Annotated in this window: 16 protein-coding genes and 1 tRNA gene; 6 read left to right on the forward strand and 11 right to left on the reverse strand. The window is 71.9% G+C overall.

All coding sequences use genetic code 11. The features are described from left to right. Positions 1–3 precede the first annotated feature (3 nt). The 10 genes from ACI1V7_RS03785 to ACI1V7_RS03830 all read right to left on the reverse strand — a co-directional run bounded on the left by ACI1V7_RS03785 (position 4) and on the right by ACI1V7_RS03830 (position 10578). Positions 4–498, reverse strand: coding sequence for a TssQ family T6SS-associated lipoprotein (locus ACI1V7_RS03785; protein WP_404530418.1), 495 nt, complete (start codon positions 496–498; stop codon positions 4–6). Then, a complete protein-coding gene (locus ACI1V7_RS03790; protein ID WP_404530419.1) occupies positions 495–1598 on the reverse strand; it encodes a PEGA domain-containing protein in 1104 nt (367 codons plus the stop codon). Before ACI1V7_RS03790 ends, ACI1V7_RS03785 begins: the two co-directional genes overlap by 4 nt. Next, positions 1514–1885: a protein kinase family protein gene (locus ACI1V7_RS03795; protein WP_404530420.1), complete on the reverse strand. Its 372-nt coding sequence runs from the start codon at positions 1883–1885 to the stop codon at positions 1514–1516. Before ACI1V7_RS03795 ends, ACI1V7_RS03790 begins: the two co-directional genes overlap by 85 nt. Positions 1886–1966: 81 nt before the next feature. Continuing rightward, positions 1967–3376: an ATP-dependent RNA helicase DbpA gene (dbpA, locus tag ACI1V7_RS03800; RefSeq protein WP_404530421.1), complete on the reverse strand. Its 1410-nt coding sequence runs from the start codon at positions 3374–3376 to the stop codon at positions 1967–1969. 106 nt (positions 3377–3482) lie between these two features. After that, positions 3483–3722 carry a hypothetical protein gene (locus tag ACI1V7_RS03805; RefSeq protein WP_404530422.1) on the reverse strand — a complete coding sequence of 80 codons (240 nt, stop codon included), beginning with the start codon at positions 3720–3722 and terminating at the stop codon, positions 3483–3485. Positions 3723–3818: 96 nt separating this feature from the next. Beyond that, positions 3819–3895, reverse strand: a tRNA-Met gene (locus ACI1V7_RS03810). 58 nt (positions 3896–3953) lie between these two features. After that, entirely contained in the window at positions 3954–5120 is a 1167-nt protein-coding gene (locus ACI1V7_RS03815; RefSeq protein ID WP_404530423.1) for a methyltransferase, read from the reverse strand. Between the two features lie 8 nt (positions 5121–5128). Then, positions 5129–5341 (reverse strand): hypothetical protein, encoded by a 213-nt coding sequence (locus ACI1V7_RS03820; RefSeq protein WP_290411331.1) that lies wholly within the window; start codon positions 5339–5341, stop codon positions 5129–5131. A gap of 162 nt (positions 5342–5503) precedes the next feature. After that, positions 5504–9280, reverse strand: a complete 3777-nt coding sequence (locus ACI1V7_RS03825) for an AAA family ATPase (protein ID WP_404530424.1) — start codon at positions 9278–9280, stop codon at positions 5504–5506. Beyond that, positions 9277–10578, reverse strand: a complete 1302-nt coding sequence (locus ACI1V7_RS03830; RefSeq protein ID WP_404530425.1) for an exonuclease SbcCD subunit D C-terminal domain-containing protein — start codon at positions 10576–10578, stop codon at positions 9277–9279. Before ACI1V7_RS03830 ends, ACI1V7_RS03825 begins: the two co-directional genes overlap by 4 nt. Before the next feature lie 81 nt (positions 10579–10659). Between ACI1V7_RS03830 and ACI1V7_RS03835 the strand changes: the two genes are divergently transcribed. From ACI1V7_RS03835 to ACI1V7_RS03845, 3 genes are read left to right on the forward strand one after another with little or no spacing between them, the layout of a single operon-like run. Beyond that, entirely contained in the window at positions 10660–11895 is a 1236-nt protein-coding gene (locus ACI1V7_RS03835) for a winged helix-turn-helix domain-containing protein (RefSeq protein WP_404530426.1), read from the forward strand. A 48-nt stretch (positions 11896–11943) separates the two neighbouring features. Further along, the gene (locus ACI1V7_RS03840) at positions 11944–12156 is read left to right on the forward strand and encodes a DUF7661 family protein (protein ID WP_404530427.1); all 213 of its coding nucleotides are present in this window, start codon (positions 11944–11946) and stop codon (positions 12154–12156) included. 16 nt (positions 12157–12172) lie between these two features. Continuing rightward, positions 12173–12418, forward strand: coding sequence for a hypothetical protein (locus tag ACI1V7_RS03845; RefSeq protein WP_404530428.1), 246 nt, complete (start codon positions 12173–12175; stop codon positions 12416–12418). 17 nt (positions 12419–12435) lie between these two features. Here ACI1V7_RS03845 and ACI1V7_RS03850 read toward each other — a convergent pair whose 3' ends face one another. Further along, positions 12436–13014 carry an HlyD family efflux transporter periplasmic adaptor subunit gene (locus tag ACI1V7_RS03850; protein ID WP_404530429.1) on the reverse strand — a complete coding sequence of 193 codons (579 nt, stop codon included), beginning with the start codon at positions 13012–13014 and terminating at the stop codon, positions 12436–12438. A 249-nt stretch (positions 13015–13263) separates the two neighbouring features. Between ACI1V7_RS03850 and ACI1V7_RS03855 the strand changes: the two genes are divergently transcribed. From ACI1V7_RS03855 to moaE, 3 genes are all read left to right on the forward strand, one after another. Beyond that, positions 13264–13890: a hemerythrin domain-containing protein gene (locus ACI1V7_RS03855; RefSeq protein ID WP_404530430.1), complete on the forward strand. Its 627-nt coding sequence runs from the start codon at positions 13264–13266 to the stop codon at positions 13888–13890. A gap of 110 nt (positions 13891–14000) precedes the next feature. Further along, complete coding sequence (locus tag ACI1V7_RS03860) at positions 14001–16733, forward strand: DUF349 domain-containing protein (RefSeq protein WP_404530431.1); 2733 nt, start codon at positions 14001–14003, stop codon at positions 16731–16733. After that, on the forward strand, positions 16730–17185 hold the full coding sequence (moaE, locus tag ACI1V7_RS03865) for a molybdopterin synthase catalytic subunit MoaE (protein WP_290411323.1): 456 nt from the start codon (positions 16730–16732) through the stop codon (positions 17183–17185). The genes ACI1V7_RS03860 and moaE overlap by 4 nt, the downstream gene beginning before the upstream one ends. Positions 17186–17209 lie beyond the last annotated feature (24 nt).

The raw sequence follows: 17209 nt of genomic DNA on the forward strand, positions 1-17209 counted from the left end.
CCGTCAGCGCCTGGCCGCCTGCTTGGCCCGGGTGAACACGGGGCCCCACAGCGGGTGGCCGTGTTCGCCCGGCGCCAGGTCGAAGGCGGGATCGAGGCGCAGCGCCTTGTCGAAGGCCTGGCGGCACTGGGCCGGGCGCGACGTCACGCAGTAGCTGAATGCCGTGTACTTCAATGCCGTCAGCCTGGTCGCGAGCGGACCGTTGTTGAGGTCGCGCGCGCCGAGCCGCTTGATGGCCCCTTCGTAGTCGCCCTCGTTGTAGAGGCGGATCCCTTCCTGCAGGCCGGACGATTCCCGCGGCGGCGCATCGTCGCGCTGGCGCTCCCTGGGCCGCGCGGGCGCGTCCCGTCCCGAGACGTCGCGCTCGACGACGGACGCCTTCGGATGGGAGCCGCTGCGGGCGGGCTTCTTGTCGAAGGCGGTAAATTCGGCGCAGCCGCCCAGCAGCAGGGTGGCGCCGAGGGCGAATGCGGTCAGGTGGGCGCGCCGGATGGTCATCGGTCTCCTTGGGCAGGTGGCGTCCTGGTGTCCTCGGCGAAGGCGACGGCGATGGTGCCGTCGCCTTCGGCCGTGTCGACGGTCAGTTCGCGGTCGTGGAAGTTGGGGTTGCTTACGCGCACGGTGTGCTTGCCGGGCGCCAGCTCCAGGCGCTTGATGGGCGGGCTGACGCCACGGTCGACGCCGTCCACGTAGATCACGCCCCAGGGCTGGATCAGCAGCTTGTAGGCGGCGCCGCCGGCCGCGCCCGCGCCGCCCTGGCGGTGGCCCGGATTGGCGGTGAAGCCCGGGGCGATGCCCGTACCGGGCGCTTGCTGCGCCGCCGCAGGGGCAGGCAATGCGGCAGGCGATGCGGCAGGCGATGCAGCGGCGGCCGCCGGGGTGTCGGCCGGCATGGCGGACGGAGGCGGCGGTTCCGCGCTGCTCGCGGCGCCAGCGCCTGTCTGCGGCAAGGTCAGCACGACGCGGTCGAACGAGCCGGAATCGCGCAGCTCCGCGAACAGGGCCAGCACCACCGCGACCAGCAGGGCGGCGACGCCGGCCGCCAGGGCCCAGCGCTGCCAGCGGGCGAGGCCGGCGCCGCGGCGGGGCCGGTCCGGCGCGCTCATCGTGGCGAGCGCGGCCAGCGCGGGGTCGGGCATGGACGAGGAGATGCCGGGCAGGGGAGGCGGTACAACGGCGGCCGCCGATGGCTGGGCGAGGCCGCCCGCCGGCAGGTCCGGTACGGCGGCGGGCGTTTGCATGACGGGGGCGTCGGGGACGTCGGTGACATCGGGGGCGGCGGGCCTGGCGTGCGCATCGTGCATGACGGGCATGTCCGGCACATCGGGCGCGGCGGATGCTGCGGATGCTGCGGGCACATCGGTCACGCGCGCAACGGGATCGGCGGCCATGGGCGCGGGCCCGGCCTTGGGTACCGGTCCCGGCTGCACGATGCCCAGCAGGTCGCGCAGCGCCTCGATCGTCCGCGGGCGCGCGGCGGGGTCCGGGTCCATGCAACGGTCGACGGCGAGCTTCAGCGAGGCGCTGTAGCCGTCCAGGTCGGCACGTCCGGCCAGCGGACCCAACGGTGCAAGCTCGCGCGTGATCGCGTAGTGCACCACGCGTGCCAGCGCCGCAGGTCGTCCGCGAGCTCGCCGTCGGCGGCCGTGCCCGGCGTGGGAACGAGCAGGGGTTCGCCGTTGTCGTGGAAGACGATCGTGTCGGGCGTGATGGGGCGGTGCGGCATGCGCATCCCGTACTGCAGCTCGAGGGATTGCAGTACCTGGCGGAAGATCTTGCGGCACCAGACTTCGTTGACCTGGCCGGGACTGTATTCGACGATGTCCCGGACCGTGCGGCCTTCGATGTGCTGGTGGTCGGCTCCGATGGTGGATAAGCTGGTCATTTTGTTAATCCTTGCCAAAATGATGCCAGATTTACCGGATCGGCGTGTGCCGCGAACTCAACCGTGCGCGGCTGTTACAACTCAGGTGTCGATGAAGCGCATCTTGAAGTTGCGGCCCTTGATCGTGCCGATGTCCACGCCCAGCGGATTGCCGTTGTTCAGGCGGTCGAAGGCGTCCTGGGCCACGCGGCGGTCCAGCGCCACGTAGCTGACGAATTCGAAGATGTTGATCTTGCCGACCTGTTCCTTCACGAGGCCGGCGTCGCCCGTCAGGGCGCCCAGCAGGTCGCCTGGGCGCAACTTGTCCTTCTTGCCGCCGGCGATGCACAGCGTCATCATCGGCGCCGGATCGGCCGCGCCGTCGCCGTCGTCCAGGTCGGCCAGCGTGCACCAGTCGGCCTCGATGCCCTGCATCTCCTCGATCAGGCGCACGAAGCGCTTCTCGTTGGGCGCGGCCAGCGTCACCGCCAGGCCCGTCTCGCCGGCGCGTCCCGTGCGGCCCACGCGGTGCACGTGCACCTCCGGGTCCTTGGAGACGTCGACGTTGATCACCAGCTCCAGGCCGGCCACGTCGATGCCGCGCGCGGCCACGTCGGTCGCGACCAGCACCGTGCAGCTGCGGTTGGCGAACAGCACCAGCGTCTCGTCGCGGTCGCGCTGCTCCATCTCGCCGTACAGCGCGCGCGCCGTGAAGCCCTGGGCGCGCAGGGCCTCGGCCAGTTCGCGGCAGCGCGCCTTGGTATTGCAGAATGCGATCGCCGACTGCGGCTCGTAGTGGCGCAGCACGCGCGCGACGGCGTCCTCGCGGCCGTCGAAGCCGATCTCGACGAAGCTCTGGTCGATCTGGTTCGGTGCGTGCTGGGTCTCGACGGCCACTTCTTCCGGATCGGCCAGGAACTGCTCGGTGGCCTGGCGGATGTCGTCCGGGTAGGTCGCGGAGAACAGCAGCGTCTGGCGGTGCTTCGGGCATTCGCGCACGATGGCGGCGATCTCGTCGTAGAACCCCATGTCGGTCATGCGGTCCGCCTCGTCCAGCACCAGCGTGCGCAGGCGTGCCAGGTCGAGCGTCTTGCGCTGCAGGTGGTCGCGGATGCGGCCCGGCGTGCCGACGACGATGTGGGCGCCGAATTCCAGGCTGGCGATCTGCGGACGCATCGAGGTGCCGCCCGTCAGCGTGACGATCTTGACGTTGCCGATGCCGCGCGCCAGGCGGCGCAATTCGCCCGCGACCTGGTCGGCCAGTTCGCGCGTGGGGCACAGCACCATGCCCTGCACGGCGAACAGCGCCGGGTTCAGGCGCAGCAGCATGCCGATGCCAAAGGCGGCGGTCTTGCCGCTGCCGGTCTTGGCCTGGGCGATCAGGTCGCGGCCCTGCAGGGCCAGCGGCAGCGTGGCGGCCTGCACGGGCGTCATCTGCTTGTAGCCCAGCTGGTCGAGGTTGGCGAGGAAGGGAGCGGCCAGCATCAGGCTGGCGAAGGAGGTATCGGACATGGTCGGGGACGGCAAAGCCGCATTGGCGCGGCACGAAAAAAACGCCGTCTTCGAGACAGCGCGACGAGTGATGCGAGGTAGTGTACGGCAGGTGCAGCCGGCTCGCTCAATCCGGCTGCCAGACCGGCAAGCCGGTCAGGTCGAGGTTGGGATCGCGCTTCCAGACCGGCAGGCCGCTCGCATCCGTTTCTTCCAGCAGGGCCAGCTGTTCCTGCTTCAGGCCGGCGCGGCGCGGACGCGGGCTGCGCTTCGCTTCCTGCGCAGGAGCGGGGACAACGGCATCGGTCGGCGCGGCGGGCTCGAAGCCCGGCAAGTCGAAGGTCGCGTTGTCTTTCTTGTCTCTCATGCGCGGTAACACTGAATGCTGAAGCCACCTGAAGCCACGAAAGCCGGGCCCAGAAAACAAAAGCCCGGCTGCGAGAGTCGGGCTTCTGTAAGTATTTGGTTGCGGGGACAGGATTTGAACCTGTGACCTTCGGGTTATGAGCCCGACGAGCTGCCAGACTGCTCCACCCCGCGTCTGAGAACGTCATTGTATCGCACATGACGCCGGAGCGCAAATCGGATTGCCGATGAGCTATTGCGCACGTAGCCGCCACAAGGACGTGACTTCGCGCATGCGCGCCTGCGCCAGCGGATCGTCCGCATCGCTGGCCTTCGGATGCGTGGGACGGATGTCGTGGCGGCCGGCGACGACGAGGCCGGCATCGCTGATCCAGCCCAGCAATTGCTCGCGCGAACGCAGGCCCAGGTGCTCGGCCAGGTCGGACACGATCAGCCAGCCTTCGCCGCCGTCCAGCAAGTGGTCCTTCAAGCCGGCCAGGAAGCCCTTGAGCATGCGGCTGTCCGGATCGTAGACGGCGTATTCGATCGCCGAGCTCGGCTTTCCCGGCAGCCAGGGCGGATTGCAGACGACGAGGCTGGCGCGGCGCGGCGGGAACAGGTCGGTCTTCACCAGCTCGACCTGTCCCGCCAGCCCCAGCCGCTCGATATTGGCGCGGGCGCAGCCGAGCGCGCGCTCGTCCATGTCGGTGGCCAGCACGCCCTGCAGGCCGCGCCGCGCCAGCACGGCCGCCAGCACGCCCGTGCCCGTGCCGATGTCGAACGCCGTGGTGGCACCAGGGGGCAAAGGCGCCTGGGCGACGAGCTCGACGTATTCGCCGCGCACGGGCGAGAACACGCCGTACCAGGGGTGGATCCTTTCGTCCAGGGCGGGAATGAACACGCCCTTGCGGCGCCATTCGTGGGCGCCGATCACGCCCAGCAGTTCGCGCAGCGAGGCGACATACGGTTCGTCCGCCGGGCCATAGGCCTCCAGGCAGGCTTCGCGCACGTCCGGCGCGCGCCGCAACGGGATGCCGTGGTCGGCGTCGAACGGGATCAGCAGCATCGCGAGCGTGCGGGCGCGCTGCAGTTGCGCGAGGCGGTGGCGGTGGAACAGTTCGGTAGGCGTCGGCGCCGACTTGGCGGCCTTGGCCTTCGCGGCCCGCTTGTTGCGCTCGCTCTTGCCGTCGACGCGGCGCACCAGCGCCTGCAGCAGCTGGCGCGCATTCTGGAAGTCGCCGCGCCACAGCAGGGCGGTGCCGTCCAGCGCGAAACGCCAGGCCGTATCGGCGTTCATCGTGTCGTCGGCCAGCACGACCTTCTTCGGCGCCGGCCAGCCGCTTTCCGAGCGCCAGCGCGCCGAGCGTTCCTCGCCGTTTTCCGTCCAGTGGATGCGCGCCGCGCCGTCAGAGGTGGTCATCGGGGCGATCAATGGTGGTGGTGCCAGTGCAGCTCGTTCGACTCGACGAAGGATTTCACGGCCTCGGCGTTGCCGACGGCGTGGCGCTTGATCTCGCCGCAGTCGCAGATGCCCTGGTAGGGCGTGATGTGCGAGCAGGCCGAGGTTTGCTGCAGGAAGACCTTGACCGGCTTGGTGCACTTGGCGCACTTGAAGGTCAGGATACGGGCGGGTTTGGACATGGTAATAAAAGCGAAAGTGAGTCACGTCGCCCCTGCGCAGGCAGGGCCCCAAGTTCTGTGTGCGTTACGGCTGCTCCTGAGAAATTGGGTCCCTGCCTGCGCAGGGACGACGAGGAAGGCGCGAATTGTAGCACTGCTTATTACACCCTTACTGCAGCACGCTTACTGCACGCTGATTGCGCTGCTGCCGCCTCCCGACGGCCGCACCAGCACCTTGGTCGCGATCCGTTCCGTCATCTCCTGCACGTGCGAGATCACGCCGACCTTGCGGCCCAGCGACTGCAGCGCGTCCAGCGCATCCATCGCCACGCCCAGCGTGTCGCTGTCGAGGCTGCCGAAGCCCTCGTCGATGAACAGCGACTCGACCTTCACCCGGTTGGACGACAGCGAGGCCAGGCCCAGCGCGAGCGCCAGCGACACGAGGAAGCTTTCGCCGCCGGACAGCGAGTTCACCGAGCGCACCTCGCCGCCCATGTCCTGGTCGCGCACCATCAGCGCCAACGAAGGGCCGGCCTGGCTGACGACGCGCTCCAGCCGGTAGCGCCGCGCCAGCTGGGCCAGGTGGGCGTTCGCATAGCCCAGCAGCACGTCCAGCGTGAACTGCTGGGCGTAGTTGCGGAATTTCTTGCCGTCGGCCGAACCGATCAGCTCCGCCAGCTTGGCCCAGCGGTCCTCGACGGCGCGCTGGCGCTCGATCCCGGCCATCATCGCGCTGGCACGCTCGCGCCGGCCTTCATCCTCGCGGATGCGCACGGCCAGCGCCGCCGCCGTCTCGTGCACGGCATTGCGTTCGGCCTGGGCGGCGCGCAGCAAGGCGGCGACGGCGTCCGCGTCCTGTGCCGGCGTCTCCTGGCCGGACGCTGCCGGCGGTGCGCTGTCCTGGTGCTGCAGGCGCTGGGCGCGCCGTTCGGCCAGCACGGCGCCGGCCTGGCGCGCGCCTGCTTCCAGCTCCTGCAGCGCGGCGCGCTCCTGGGCGATCCAGCCGGCGCCCACCTGCAGCAGGGCGGCGAGCTGGGTTTCGTTCTCGACGGGTTCCAGTTCCGGGCCGCCGCCGTCGAAGTCCTGGATCCAGGCCGCCAGGCGTTCCCCGGCATCGGCGAGTTCCCCCTGCAGGTCGGCGATGCGGCTGGCCGCCTGTGCCTGGGCGGCCCGCACGCGCGCTTCCTGCTGGGCCGCGTTCAGGCTCGCGGCCTGGCAGGCGTTGACTCCTTCGCGCGCGGCCTGCACGGCGGCGGCCAGCGCTTCCTCGACGGCGCCGACGGGCCGCCCCTCGAACAGCTGCGCGCGCTGGGCGCGCCGCGCGGCGAGGTCGGTATCGACGCGCGCGAATTCCGCGCCGGCCTCCTGCAGGCGGCGCGCGCCCGCGTCGGAGCGGCTCGCCAGCGCCGCATGCTCCGCTTCCAGCGTGTCGATGGCGCCGGCCAGGCGCGCCTGGCGCTCGGCCCGTTCGCCGAAGACGCGCGCTTCCTCGGCGCGGGCGGCGCGCCAGCCGGCCGGGTCGCGCTGCCACTGCGCCTGCCAGCCGTCGCCGATGGCGTCGGACAGCACGGGGTCCAGTTCCGCCAGCACCTCGGCCAGTGCGCCCGCGGCGGCGTCGCGGCGCGCGGCCAGCGCGGCGATGTCGGCATCCATCTTCGCCAGCTGTCCCTGCGCCGCCTGGGCGGCATCGAGCAGGCGCGCATGCTCGCGGTTGGCGGCATCCCAGGCCTGCTGGGCGGCGTCGCGCGCCAGCACGGCGCGGCGCAGGTCGCCGTCGCGGCCGTCCAGGGCCGCGAGGTCGGCGCGCAGCGCATCGAGCTGCGCGGCGAACCAGCCGGCGCGCGCATCGCCTTCGGGCGCCTGCGCGGTCAGCGGGCTCTCGGCCCATTCGGCGTCCAGCTCGGCCAGCAGCGTCGCCAGCCCGGCGCGTTCGCGCGCCAGCGCGGCCAGGCGTTCGCCGGCGGCATCGCAGGCGGCGCGCTGGTCGGCCTGCAGGTTCAGGTTGTCGCGCTGGGCGCGGCGCTGGCCGGCCAGTTCCTCGGCCAGGTTTTCCAGCACCGCGTGCAGGCGGTCGTCCTGGTGGCGGTACGGGTGCTCCTCGCCGCCGCACACGGGGCAGGGCTCGCCGTCGACGAGCCGCGCGCGCAGCTTCTCGACGCCGTCCGCGCACGCCAGTTCCGCGTTCTTCAGCATGCGCTCGGCCTGGGCCACGGTGGCGTCGAGGGCGATGCCGGCGGCGCGCGCCGCTTCCAGGCCCCGGGCCGCCTCGCTGCGCAACCGGTCGTGCTGCGCGGCCTGCGCGTCCAGTTCGTCCAGGCGCGCGCGGCTTGCCGCCAGCGCCTGCCAGGTCTTGTCGAGCGAGGACAGTTGCGCGCGCCGTGCTTCCAGCGCGCGCCGTTCGGCCAGCAGCGCGTCGCCGTCGACGCCTTCCAGCACCCGGGTCGTCTCGCGCCGCGCCTCTTCGCGCAGCGCGAGCAGTTCGATCGACGCGGACAAGGCGGTGGCCGTGCGCTGGGCCGCGCTCGCGGCCTGCTCGGCGCCGGCCTGCGCCTCGGCCAGCGCGGCCGCCGCCTGCGCATCCTGGCGCGCGGCCTGGCCGGCGTGCTGCAGGCGCTGGTCCCAGCGCGCCCACTGCGTCGCCAGCACCTGCAGGCGCGCGTGGCCCGCGAGCCAGTCGCCCGTCTCCTGCAAGGTGCGGCGGCTCGCATCCAGCTCGGCCGTCTTGGCCTGCAGGGCGGTGCGCGCCTGCGCGTCGTCGGCCCGGGCGGAGGCCAGCGACTGGCGCGCGGTGGCGTGGGCCGGGGCCAGCGCCGTCAGCGCGGCGTCGAGCGCCTTGGCTTCGTCCAGCAGGGGCTTGGCGGCGATCTGCGCATCCTCGGCCGCCTCCAGCTTGCGCTCGGCCTCCATCATGCCGCGCGCGGCGGCCTGCTGCGCCTCCAGGGCGCGCGCCAGCTCATGCTCGGACGACCCCAGCACGGCCTGGGCCTGGCGCTGCTCGTTGGCCAGGCGCGTGAGGTCGCCCACCAGCGCGCGCGCCGGCTGCACGGCGTCCAGCGTCGCCAGGCGCCGGCGGCGGTCGGCCGCCTCGTCGATCCGTGCTCCGGCGGCGGCCAGCGCCCCTTCGGCCTGCGCTTCGGCCGCGCGCAGGCGGTCCAGCTCCTGGTGCCAGCGCAGCCGGTGCTCGAGCGCGTCGCGGCGCGCGTCGGCCTCGCGCAGCCGCGCCTGGGCCGCCGCGTGCTCGTCGTCCAGCTGGCCGCGCTCGGCGGGAGCGAGGGGTGCCTGGTCGTGCAGGCGCGCCGTCAGGCGGCGCATCGCTTCCTGTTCCTCGCGCCAGCGCTCGAAGGCGCGGCGCGAGATGTCGCTGTAGACGGCGCTGCCGGTGAGCGTCTCGAGCAGCTCGCCGCGCTCGTTCTCGTCGGTGCGCAGGAAGGCCGAGAACTCGTTCTGCGCCAGCAGCACGGAACGCGTGAACTGCTCGAAGGACAGGCCGATGCGGCGCTCGATCTCGCCCAGCACCTCGGTCTTGGTGCCGCCCAGCGCCAGCAGGGCGGGCAGCGTGTGCAGGCTCATGGTCGAGGGCTGCAGCGCGCCCGAGGCGCGGTTGCGCGAGCGGCGCACGCTCCAGCGCGCGCGGTAGCGCTGGCCGTCGTTGCCGATGAAGTCGACTTCCGCGAACGCGTCCGCGCTGCCGCGGCGCAGCAGCGTGCGGCGGTCGGCGACGGACAGCGTCTCCTCGCCGACGTCGGGCAGGTAGTTGCCCACGCGCGGTCCCTTGATGAGGCGCGGGGTGGCGTCGTACAGCGCCAGGCACAGGGCGTCGAGCAGCGTGCTCTTGCCGGCGCCGGTGGGCCCGCTGATGGCGAACAGGCCGCTCGAGGCCAGCGGTTCCGCCTCGAAGTCGACCTCGAAGTCGCCCGCCAGCGAGGCCAGGTTCTTGCCGCCGATGCGCAGGATCTTCATGCGGCCTCCCTGCCTTCGGCCTTGCCGTCCGCCTTGCCGTCTCCAGGCAGGAGCAGTTCCGCGAACGCGGCCAGCTGGTCGTCCGGCGCCTCCTCGCCGAAGCGCTGCTGCCACAGGCGGCGGAAGATGTCGTCCGGCTGCAGCTGCGCCAGCTGGTCCAGGCTCAGCGCCGGTTCGATGCCGGCGCTGGTGACGACGCGGCGGGTCGGCTCGATCTTCGCCAGGCGCACGGGCTTGCCTTCCAGCGCCGCCTCGACCTGGGCGCGCAGGCCCGGTTCCGGGCCGTCCAGCAGCACGCGCACCTCGAGGTAGGGCCAGGCGTGCGGCGGGGCGTCGGGCAGGTCCAGTCCCACCAGCTCGGCGATGACGTCCTTCAGCGGCGCCGGCCGGGCCGGCACGCGCAGCAGCTCGACGGCGCGCGGCACGAACAGCGGCTCGATCGCGCCGGCCCGGGCGCCGTCGAGGTCGATACGCAGCACCTGGTGCCGGTAGCCTACCTCGGAAAACGACAGCGGCAGCGGGCTGCCGGAATAGCGCAGGTGGTCCTGCCTGCCGACGCGCTGCGCCAGGTGCAGGTGGCCCAGCGCGGCGTACGCGGTGTCGGCGTCGAACATCGTCGCCGGCAGCGCCTCGGTGCCGCCGATGACGATGCGGCGCTCGGAATCCGGCGACGCGTCCCCGCCCACCATGTGGCAGTGGCCCATCGCGACGATGGCCTCGCCGTTCGTCGCGCGCGCCTTCGCCAGCGCGTGGGCCTGGCGGTAGAGCAGGGCGATGCCGGCCAGGTAGGCGTCGAACGCGTCGGCCTGCCCGTCCTCCTCGCCGTCGACGGCTTCGCGCACGATGCGCGGCACGTCGCCCGGGCGCAGGAAGGGCACGGCCACGCACCAGGCCCGCACCGTGCCGTCCTTGCCCGTCAGCGGCACCAGCAGGCGTTCCAGGTCGATCTCGCCGTCCGGCCCGCGTGCGACGTTGCCGACCACGCGCGTGCCATGCGCTTCCAGCAGGGGGCCCGGCGCTTCCAGGCGGCCGGCGGAATCGTGGTTGCCGGCGATGACGACGATGTCCAGTTGCGGCGAACGCGCGCGCGCCTGCTGCAGGAAACGGTACAGCTGGCGCTGCGAGGCGGCCGACGGATTCGCGTTGTCGAACACGTCGCCCGCGATCAGCAGGGCGTCGATCTGCTGCTCCACGATGGTGTCGAGCAGCCAGTCCAGGAAGCGCTGGTGTTCGTAGGTCCGGTCGAAATTGTGCAGGGTCTGGCCGAGGTGCCAGTCGGAAGTGTGCAGCAGCCGCATGGGAGTTGATTGGATGCAACGGAAGGGGGTGTTAGTATAGGCTAGAGCGCGTCCGCCTGTAAAAGTTCTTGGAATGTCCGAATGAGCGAACCCATCCTGTCCCCTGCCGGCGCCCGCGCCCTGCACCTCGCCGCGCAAGGCATGCTGCAGGCGCGCCGCGCCCGCGCGACGAAGGACGACGTGCTGGCCGCGATCCGGCGCATGGGCGTGCTGCAGATCGACACCATCAGCGTCGTCGCGCGCAGTCCCTACCTGGTGCTGTGGAGCCGCCTGGGCGACTACGACCCGGCCTGGCTGGATGCCTTGCTGGCCGAGGGCAGACTGTTCGAGTACTGGGCCCACGAAGCCTGCTTCATCCCCATCGAGGACTACGGGCTGTACCGCCACCGCATGATCGATCCCGGCGCGCTCGGCTGGAAATACGCCGGCGCCTGGATGCGCGAGCATCCGGACGAGGTCGAGCGGGTGCTGGAGCACATCCGCGAGCACGGCCCGGCGCGCTCGGCCGACTTCGAGCGCAGCGACGGCCAGGCCGGCGGCTGGTGGCAATGGAAGCCGGAAAAGCGCGCGCTCGAAGTCCTGTTCACGGCCGGCGTCCTGATGATCGCGCGGCGCCACAATTTCCACCGGATCTACGACCTGGCCGAACGCGTGCTGCCCGGCTGGGACGATGCCCGCATGCCCTCGCTGGCGGACACGCAGCGTACCTTCGTGCTGCGCGCCACCAGGGCGCTGGGCGTGGCGAAGGCGGCCTGGACTCCCGACTACCACCGCACGCGGCCGCCGCGCGTGGCCCCGGGCGCGCTGGCCGACGCAGGCCTGCTGCTGCGCGCCCGCGTGGAGGGCTGGAAGGAACCCGTGTTCGTCCATCCCGACCATGCCGCGCTGCTGGAGCAGGCCGCCCAGGACCGGCTGGTGCCGACCTTGACCACCGTGCTGTCGCCGTTCGACCCCATCGTCTGGGACCGGCGCCGCGCGCAGGAACTGTTCGGCTTCGACTACCGGCTGGAAAGCTACACGCCGGCGGACAAGCGCCGCTACGGCTACTTCTGCCTGCCGCTGCTGCGCAAGGGGCGGCTGGTCGGGCGGATCGACGCCAAGGCGCAGCGCAAGGCCGGCGTATTCGAAGTGAAGGCGCTGATCCTGGAGCCGGGCGTGCGCGCCAGCGACGGCCTGCTGCGCGACCTGGCCACGGCGATCGAGCGCTGCGCGCGCTGGCACGGGTGCGCGCAGGTGACGCTGGCGCACGCGGTGCCGGACGGGGTGGCGGCGCCGCTGCGGGCGGCGTTCGATCGCGTCGCCGGCGCCGTCGCTTGAGCAGCAGCGGCAGGGCCAGGGCATGATCGACGGACGGGAGCACGCAGCATGACATTCGATATCTACGGCCGCTTCCAGGTGGAGGTGCTGCGCGAGGATGGCGCCTGGCTCGCTTACCGCAGCGAGTGCGGCAAGCGGGTGCGCATGGACGAGCTGGTCATTCCGGCGCACCTGGCCGAGGAAGAGATTATCATTTACCTGGACGATATCTTCCACGAACTGGCACGGCCCGGGCGGCACGTCGGGCGCCTTGCCGACTGAGCAAGGAGGCAACGCGATGGACGACAAACGCTACTGGTTTCCCGTACGTCCCGCCGGCAACGGATGGGGCTGGGGCTTGCCGCAGGCATGGCAGGGATGGGCCATCCTGCTGGGGTTCCTGGTCCTGTTGATCGGCGGCCTCGTAGGGCTGGCGCCGTACGGCGAGCTCGTCGCAGCCGGCTACGGCTGCGTGATGGGTGGTTTGCTGCTCGGCATCGTGGCGTGGAAAGGCGAGCCGCAATCGATGCGGCACCGGCGCTGACCCGACCCCTGCCGGATTCAGGTGCCGGCCAGCCGGACCGTCACGGGCTGTCCGGCCCGCAATCCCGACGACGGCGCATCCGGTTGCGCCTCGACGAGGAACACGGGCCCCGGTCGGCCCGGTTCCGGGCGGCGGGCCGCGAAGCTGACCCGGGCCGGCAGGCCGGCGCCGCAGCCGTCGCAGGACAGCACGACGGCCCGTCCGGGTTCCAGTGCCTTCAGAAGATCGCGCGACACGTAGAAGCGGGCGCGCAGCTGGCGCTGGGACAGCAGGCTCAGCACGGGCTGGGCGGCGGCCACCGTCTCGCCTTCGCGCACCATCACCTCGGCCACCTCGACGTCGTCCGGCGCCGTGCGCACTTCCTGGCCGGCCAGGGCGAACAGGGGCGCGCCGGCCGCCACGCGTTCCCCGCGCTGGACGTAGACGCGCTCGACGCGGCCCGCCTCCACGCTGGCGAAGGGCGCGGCATCCGCCTCCGCATAGCCGGCATGGCCTTCGGCCGGGCTGGCGCCATGGAGCGGATTGCAGGCGGCCAGCAGCAGGAACAGCAGCAGGGACAGCACAAGCGGGAAGAGGGCGACAGGGGAGCGTTTCATCGGGCGGCGAGGCAGGGCAGGGAACGTCGAACCGGTCGAGATTAGCATGTCCAACCCCTACCTTGGCCATCCGTTACGGTTTGTTATAGATCAAAAGACGCCCGGCGCGCCTCCTTACACTAAGACCTTTCAGGCCGACGACGACACCATATTCCCTCAGGCCTGGCCATTAACCTTCCCATCCAGGTTTCCGTGCCGCATCGCTCGCGGCCGGGATCGGATTTGGCGAAAAAGACGCGTGGAGACCGAATGCTGACGTCGACTTATACCCTCGTTGCCTTGTCCGTCGAGCAAACGACGGCACGGAGCGCACTGCAATCGCTGCTGGACGACCTGTATGCGTTGCCCGGCGATTTCGCCACCCTGGCCGCCGGCCGGGCCGCCCAGCTGTGCGGCGCGCTGCGCCGCATCTACGACGACTGCCACTGGCGCAAGCTGGACAAATTCCTCGTCCCGGCGCTGCGGCGCTGCACGGAAGCGGCCGACGGCCTGCTGCGCGAACTCGAGCAATTGAGCATGCACGCGGCGGAGGCGATGGCCGCGGCCGAGGCCTGCATCGGCGCCGGCGCGCGCGCGGTCCAGCGCGCTCCGTTCCAGGCCGCCGTGGAGCGCTGCGTGGCGGCCCTGCGCCACCGCCTGGAACGCGAGGAGCACGAGCTGTTCCCGCTGGCGCGCAGCCGGGTCGGGCGCGATGCCTGGTTCGCCATCGCCAACCAGATGCTGGCGCACGACGCCTATGCCCAGGAACGGCGCACGGCCCCGCGCCAGCGGCGTTCCGCCATCGATCCGCCCGGGCCGGCGCTCGGGCGCAACCTGGAGGACCGGCGTCTCGAGCACGGCGACGACCGGCGCCAGCCGGCCCTGCTCATGCATTGACGATCGCGCCGGCGGCCCGGGCAAGCGGGCCGGTCGCACGCGCCGGCCCGGCGGCGCGAAGCCATCAGGGTTCTTTGTTATGATGGCGATTTTGGAAGTGCGATTTCATCATGTTCGAGTTCCTATTCAAGCGGCCGAATGGCGGCAAACCCGGCGGCAAACCCGGTAGCAAGCCCGGAGATAAGTCCGGCGACAAGCCGGCCGCCGGAGCGCCGGCCGCCGGAACGCCGGCCGCCGGAACGCCGGCCGGGAAATCGGCCGCGCCTGCCAAGACGTCCGCCGCCGGGCCGGGCGGGGCGCACGCATCCCAGCGTGCCCTGCAGGCCGAGAAACTGGGCCGGATCGGCGGCGACGAAGCCGCCGCGGTGGAATTCATCCTGCAATGCGAATTTTCCGAACTGCGGCTAGCCGCCGCCGAGTTCGTCCATAGTCCGGCCCTCGTGGAGCGCGTCCATACGGCGATGCGCAATACCGACCGCCGCGTCGCCAAGCTGATGCAGGGACGCCTGGATGCCCACCGCCACCGTGAAGCCGAGCATCGCCGCGGCGAGGCGGCGCTTGCCCATGCCCGCGCGCTGCAGGCCGACGCCTTGCTGACCCCGAACCACGTGGCGGAACTGGACCGCGAATGGTCCGTCATTTCCGCGCCCGAACTGCAGGACGATTTCCAGGCCGTGCGCGCCGCACTGGGCGCGCGCCTGGAGGCGCAGGTGCAGCTGCAGCGCGCCATGATCGACCGCCTGGCCGCATTGCGCCGCCTGGGTGCGGAGAACCTGTCCGCCGCCGAGCTGGCCGGCCGTGTCGAGGTGCTGGCCCAGGAGCAGGCCCAGGCGCTGCAGGCGCCCGAGCATGCGGCCTTGCCGCGCGGCCTGGTGAACGAATTCGGCGTGGAACACCAGAAGCTGCTGGCCAGCCTGCAGGAACGCGAGGCAGGCCAGGCCGCCCTGGCGGCGCGCGGCGCCTTCCTCGACGCCCAGGCCGCCACGCCCGTGGCTGAGTTGAACGGGGATGCGCTGCGGCGCGAATGGAAGGCGTTGCCGCCGGCGCCGCAGGACGAGGGGGCCGGCGAGCTGCAGCGCCGTTTCGACGCGCTGCTGGCGTCGCTGCCGCAGCCGGAGGGCCGCAAGCCGAAGGAGGCGCGCGAGCACAAGCCGGCCAAGGAGGCGGCGCAAGCGGCCGCCGCCGGCCCCGAGCGCGCCAGGCCGCGCGGCGCCGACCAGCACTTCATCGACACGATGGAGGCGATGGAAGCCGCCCTGCAGCAGGGATCGCTGGGCACGGCCGCCGAGCTGGACAAGGCCCTGAAGGACGCGAAGGACAAGGGCATGCGCCTGACGCCCGCGCAGTCGGACCGCCTGGCCCACGTGCGCGCCGAGCTCAAGCGTCTGTCCGACTGGGCGCGCTGGGGCGGCAACGTCTCGCGCGAGGAGCTCATCAAGGGCGTCGAGGCGCTGCCCACGCAGAACCTGCCGATGGCCGAGCTGGCCAAGAAGGTCGGCAGCATGCGCGACCGCTGGAAGGCGCTGGACAGCCTGTCGGGCGCCGCGCCGAAGAGCCTGTGGGAGCGTTTCGACGCCGCCTGCACGGCCGCCTACGCGCCGGCCGCCGCCCACTTCCGCCACCTGGCCGACGAGCGCCACGCGAATGCGGCGCGCGGCCAGGCGCTGGTCGAGGAAGCGAATGCCGAGATCGCCCGCCTGCAGGACGGCAGCACGGACTGGAAGCACCTGGCGAGCGCCGTGCAGCGCCTGCGCCTGGCGTGGAGCCACCTGGGCGCCATCGACCGCAAGGAAAAGAAGCGCCTCGACGGCCTGTTCTCCGAAGCGCTGAACGTGCTGCAGGCGCCGCTGGAGGCGCAGCGCAAGGACGAGATGGGCGAGCGCGAACGCATCATCGAGGAAGCGGCCGCCATCGATCCGCACGACCGCCACGCGCTGGACGCCATGCGCGCGCTGCAGGCGCGCTGGCAGGAACATGCCCGCGCGCTGCCGCTGGAACGCAAGGCCGAGCAGGCACTGTGGCAGCGCTTCCGCGCCGTCTGCGACGAGGTATTCCAGCGCCGCAAGGAGAGCATGCACGAGGCCGACATCGAGCGCCGCGCCCACGAGGCCGCCAAGGAAGCGATCAGCGCGCGCCTGGAGGCAGCCGTCGCCGACGTCACCCCGGCCACGGCCGGCAAGCTGCTGCGCGATGCCCAGGCCGAATGGCAGGCGATCGGCCCCGTGCCGCGCGCCCACGAAGCGCGCGTCGAGAAGCGCTACCACGCGGCGGTGGCCGCCGTGCAGCACGGGCTGGACCAGGCGCGCCGCGCCGCCGGCGTGGCCCAGGCGGGCAAGCTGCGCGACAAGCTGCGCCTCGTGCAGGAACTGGAGCAGGCCGTCGCGTCCGGCGAGGCGTCGCCGGCGGGCCAGGACTGGGAACGGCGCTGGAGCGCCTTGCCGGCCGTGGACGCCGGGCTCGATACGGCGTTGCGCGCCCGTTTCGCGGCGGCCCTGGGCGCGCTGGAAGGCGATGCGGGGACGCGCGGCGCCTACGCCGACCTGCTGGCGCGCAACCGCGACACGCTGCTGCACGACCTGCTGCGCCTGGAGATCGGCGCCGGCATCGACAGCGGCCCGGAATTCGCGCGCGAGCGCCTCAAGCTGCAGGTCGAGGTGCTGCAGTCCTCGCTGGGCGGAGGCAATGGCGCCGCCAACGGACAGCGTGGCGGCAAGGGGGCGGGCAAGGACGGCGACGCGGCCGCCCGGCTGCGCGCCCTGTATGCGCTGCCGGCCCTGATGGACGCGCGCACGGTATCGCGCATCGACCAGTTGTCGGTGCGCCTGGCAAAGGAGATGGCATGATCGAAGTAAGGGTGCAGGCCGAGGATTTCGACCTGGGCGCCGAAATCGCGCGCCTGCGCGCGGGTGACCCGCGCATCGGCGCGGTGGTGAGTTTCGTCGGCACGGTGCGCGACATGAACGACGGCGACCAGGTCGCCGAGCTGGAGCTGGAGCACTATCCCGGCATGACCGAGCGCTCGCTCGAGGACATCGTCGAGCAGGCGCGCGCCCGCTGGCCGCTGTACGGTGCGCTCGTGATCCACCGCATCGGGCCGATGGCGCCGCTGGACCAGATCGTGCTGGTAGCGTGCAGCGCGGCGCACCGCGGCGAAGCCTTCGCCGCCTGCGAATTCATCATGGACTACCTCAAGACCGACGCCCCGTTCTGGAAGAAGGAACAGACCCCGAACGGCGCGCGCTGGGTCGACGCCCGCGTCACCGACGACGCGGCCAAGGCGAAATGGGCGCGCTGAATTGGGCGGCGCGCTGAATTCGCC

The organism is Massilia paldalensis (assembly GCF_044901715.1).
Classification (GTDB): domain Bacteria; phylum Pseudomonadota; class Gammaproteobacteria; order Burkholderiales; family Burkholderiaceae_D; genus Telluria; species Telluria paldalensis.

Coding starts and splice junctions, on each gene's coding strand:
- ACI1V7_RS03860 (WP_404530431.1), top strand. CDS start 14,001: ATGTTCGAGTTCCTATTCAAGCGGCCGAATGGCGGCAAACCCGGCGGC.
- ACI1V7_RS03820 (WP_290411331.1), bottom strand. CDS start 5,341: ATGTCCAAACCCGCCCGTATCCTGACCTTCAAGTGCGCCAAGTGCACC.
- ACI1V7_RS03785 (WP_404530418.1), bottom strand. CDS start 498: ATGACCATCCGGCGCGCCCACCTGACCGCATTCGCCCTCGGCGCCACC.
- ACI1V7_RS03835 (WP_404530426.1), top strand. CDS start 10,660: ATGAGCGAACCCATCCTGTCCCCTGCCGGCGCCCGCGCCCTGCACCTC.
- dbpA (WP_404530421.1), bottom strand. CDS start 3,376: ATGTCCGATACCTCCTTCGCCAGCCTGATGCTGGCCGCTCCCTTCCTC.
- ACI1V7_RS03830 (WP_404530425.1), bottom strand. CDS start 10,578: ATGCGGCTGCTGCACACTTCCGACTGGCACCTCGGCCAGACCCTGCAC.
- moaE (WP_290411323.1), top strand. CDS start 16,730: ATGATCGAAGTAAGGGTGCAGGCCGAGGATTTCGACCTGGGCGCCGAA.
- ACI1V7_RS03855 (WP_404530430.1), top strand. CDS start 13,264: ATGCTGACGTCGACTTATACCCTCGTTGCCTTGTCCGTCGAGCAAACG.
- ACI1V7_RS03840 (WP_404530427.1), top strand. CDS start 11,944: ATGACATTCGATATCTACGGCCGCTTCCAGGTGGAGGTGCTGCGCGAG.
- ACI1V7_RS03825 (WP_404530424.1), bottom strand. CDS start 9,280: ATGAAGATCCTGCGCATCGGCGGCAAGAACCTGGCCTCGCTGGCGGGC.
- ACI1V7_RS03815 (WP_404530423.1), bottom strand. CDS start 5,120: ATGACCACCTCTGACGGCGCGGCGCGCATCCACTGGACGGAAAACGGC.
- ACI1V7_RS03850 (WP_404530429.1), bottom strand. CDS start 13,014: ATGAAACGCTCCCCTGTCGCCCTCTTCCCGCTTGTGCTGTCCCTGCTG.
- ACI1V7_RS03795 (WP_404530420.1), bottom strand. CDS start 1,885: ATGACCAGCTTATCCACCATCGGAGCCGACCACCAGCACATCGAAGGC.
- ACI1V7_RS03805 (WP_404530422.1), bottom strand. CDS start 3,722: ATGAGAGACAAGAAAGACAACGCGACCTTCGACTTGCCGGGCTTCGAG.
- ACI1V7_RS03845 (WP_404530428.1), top strand. CDS start 12,173: ATGGACGACAAACGCTACTGGTTTCCCGTACGTCCCGCCGGCAACGGA.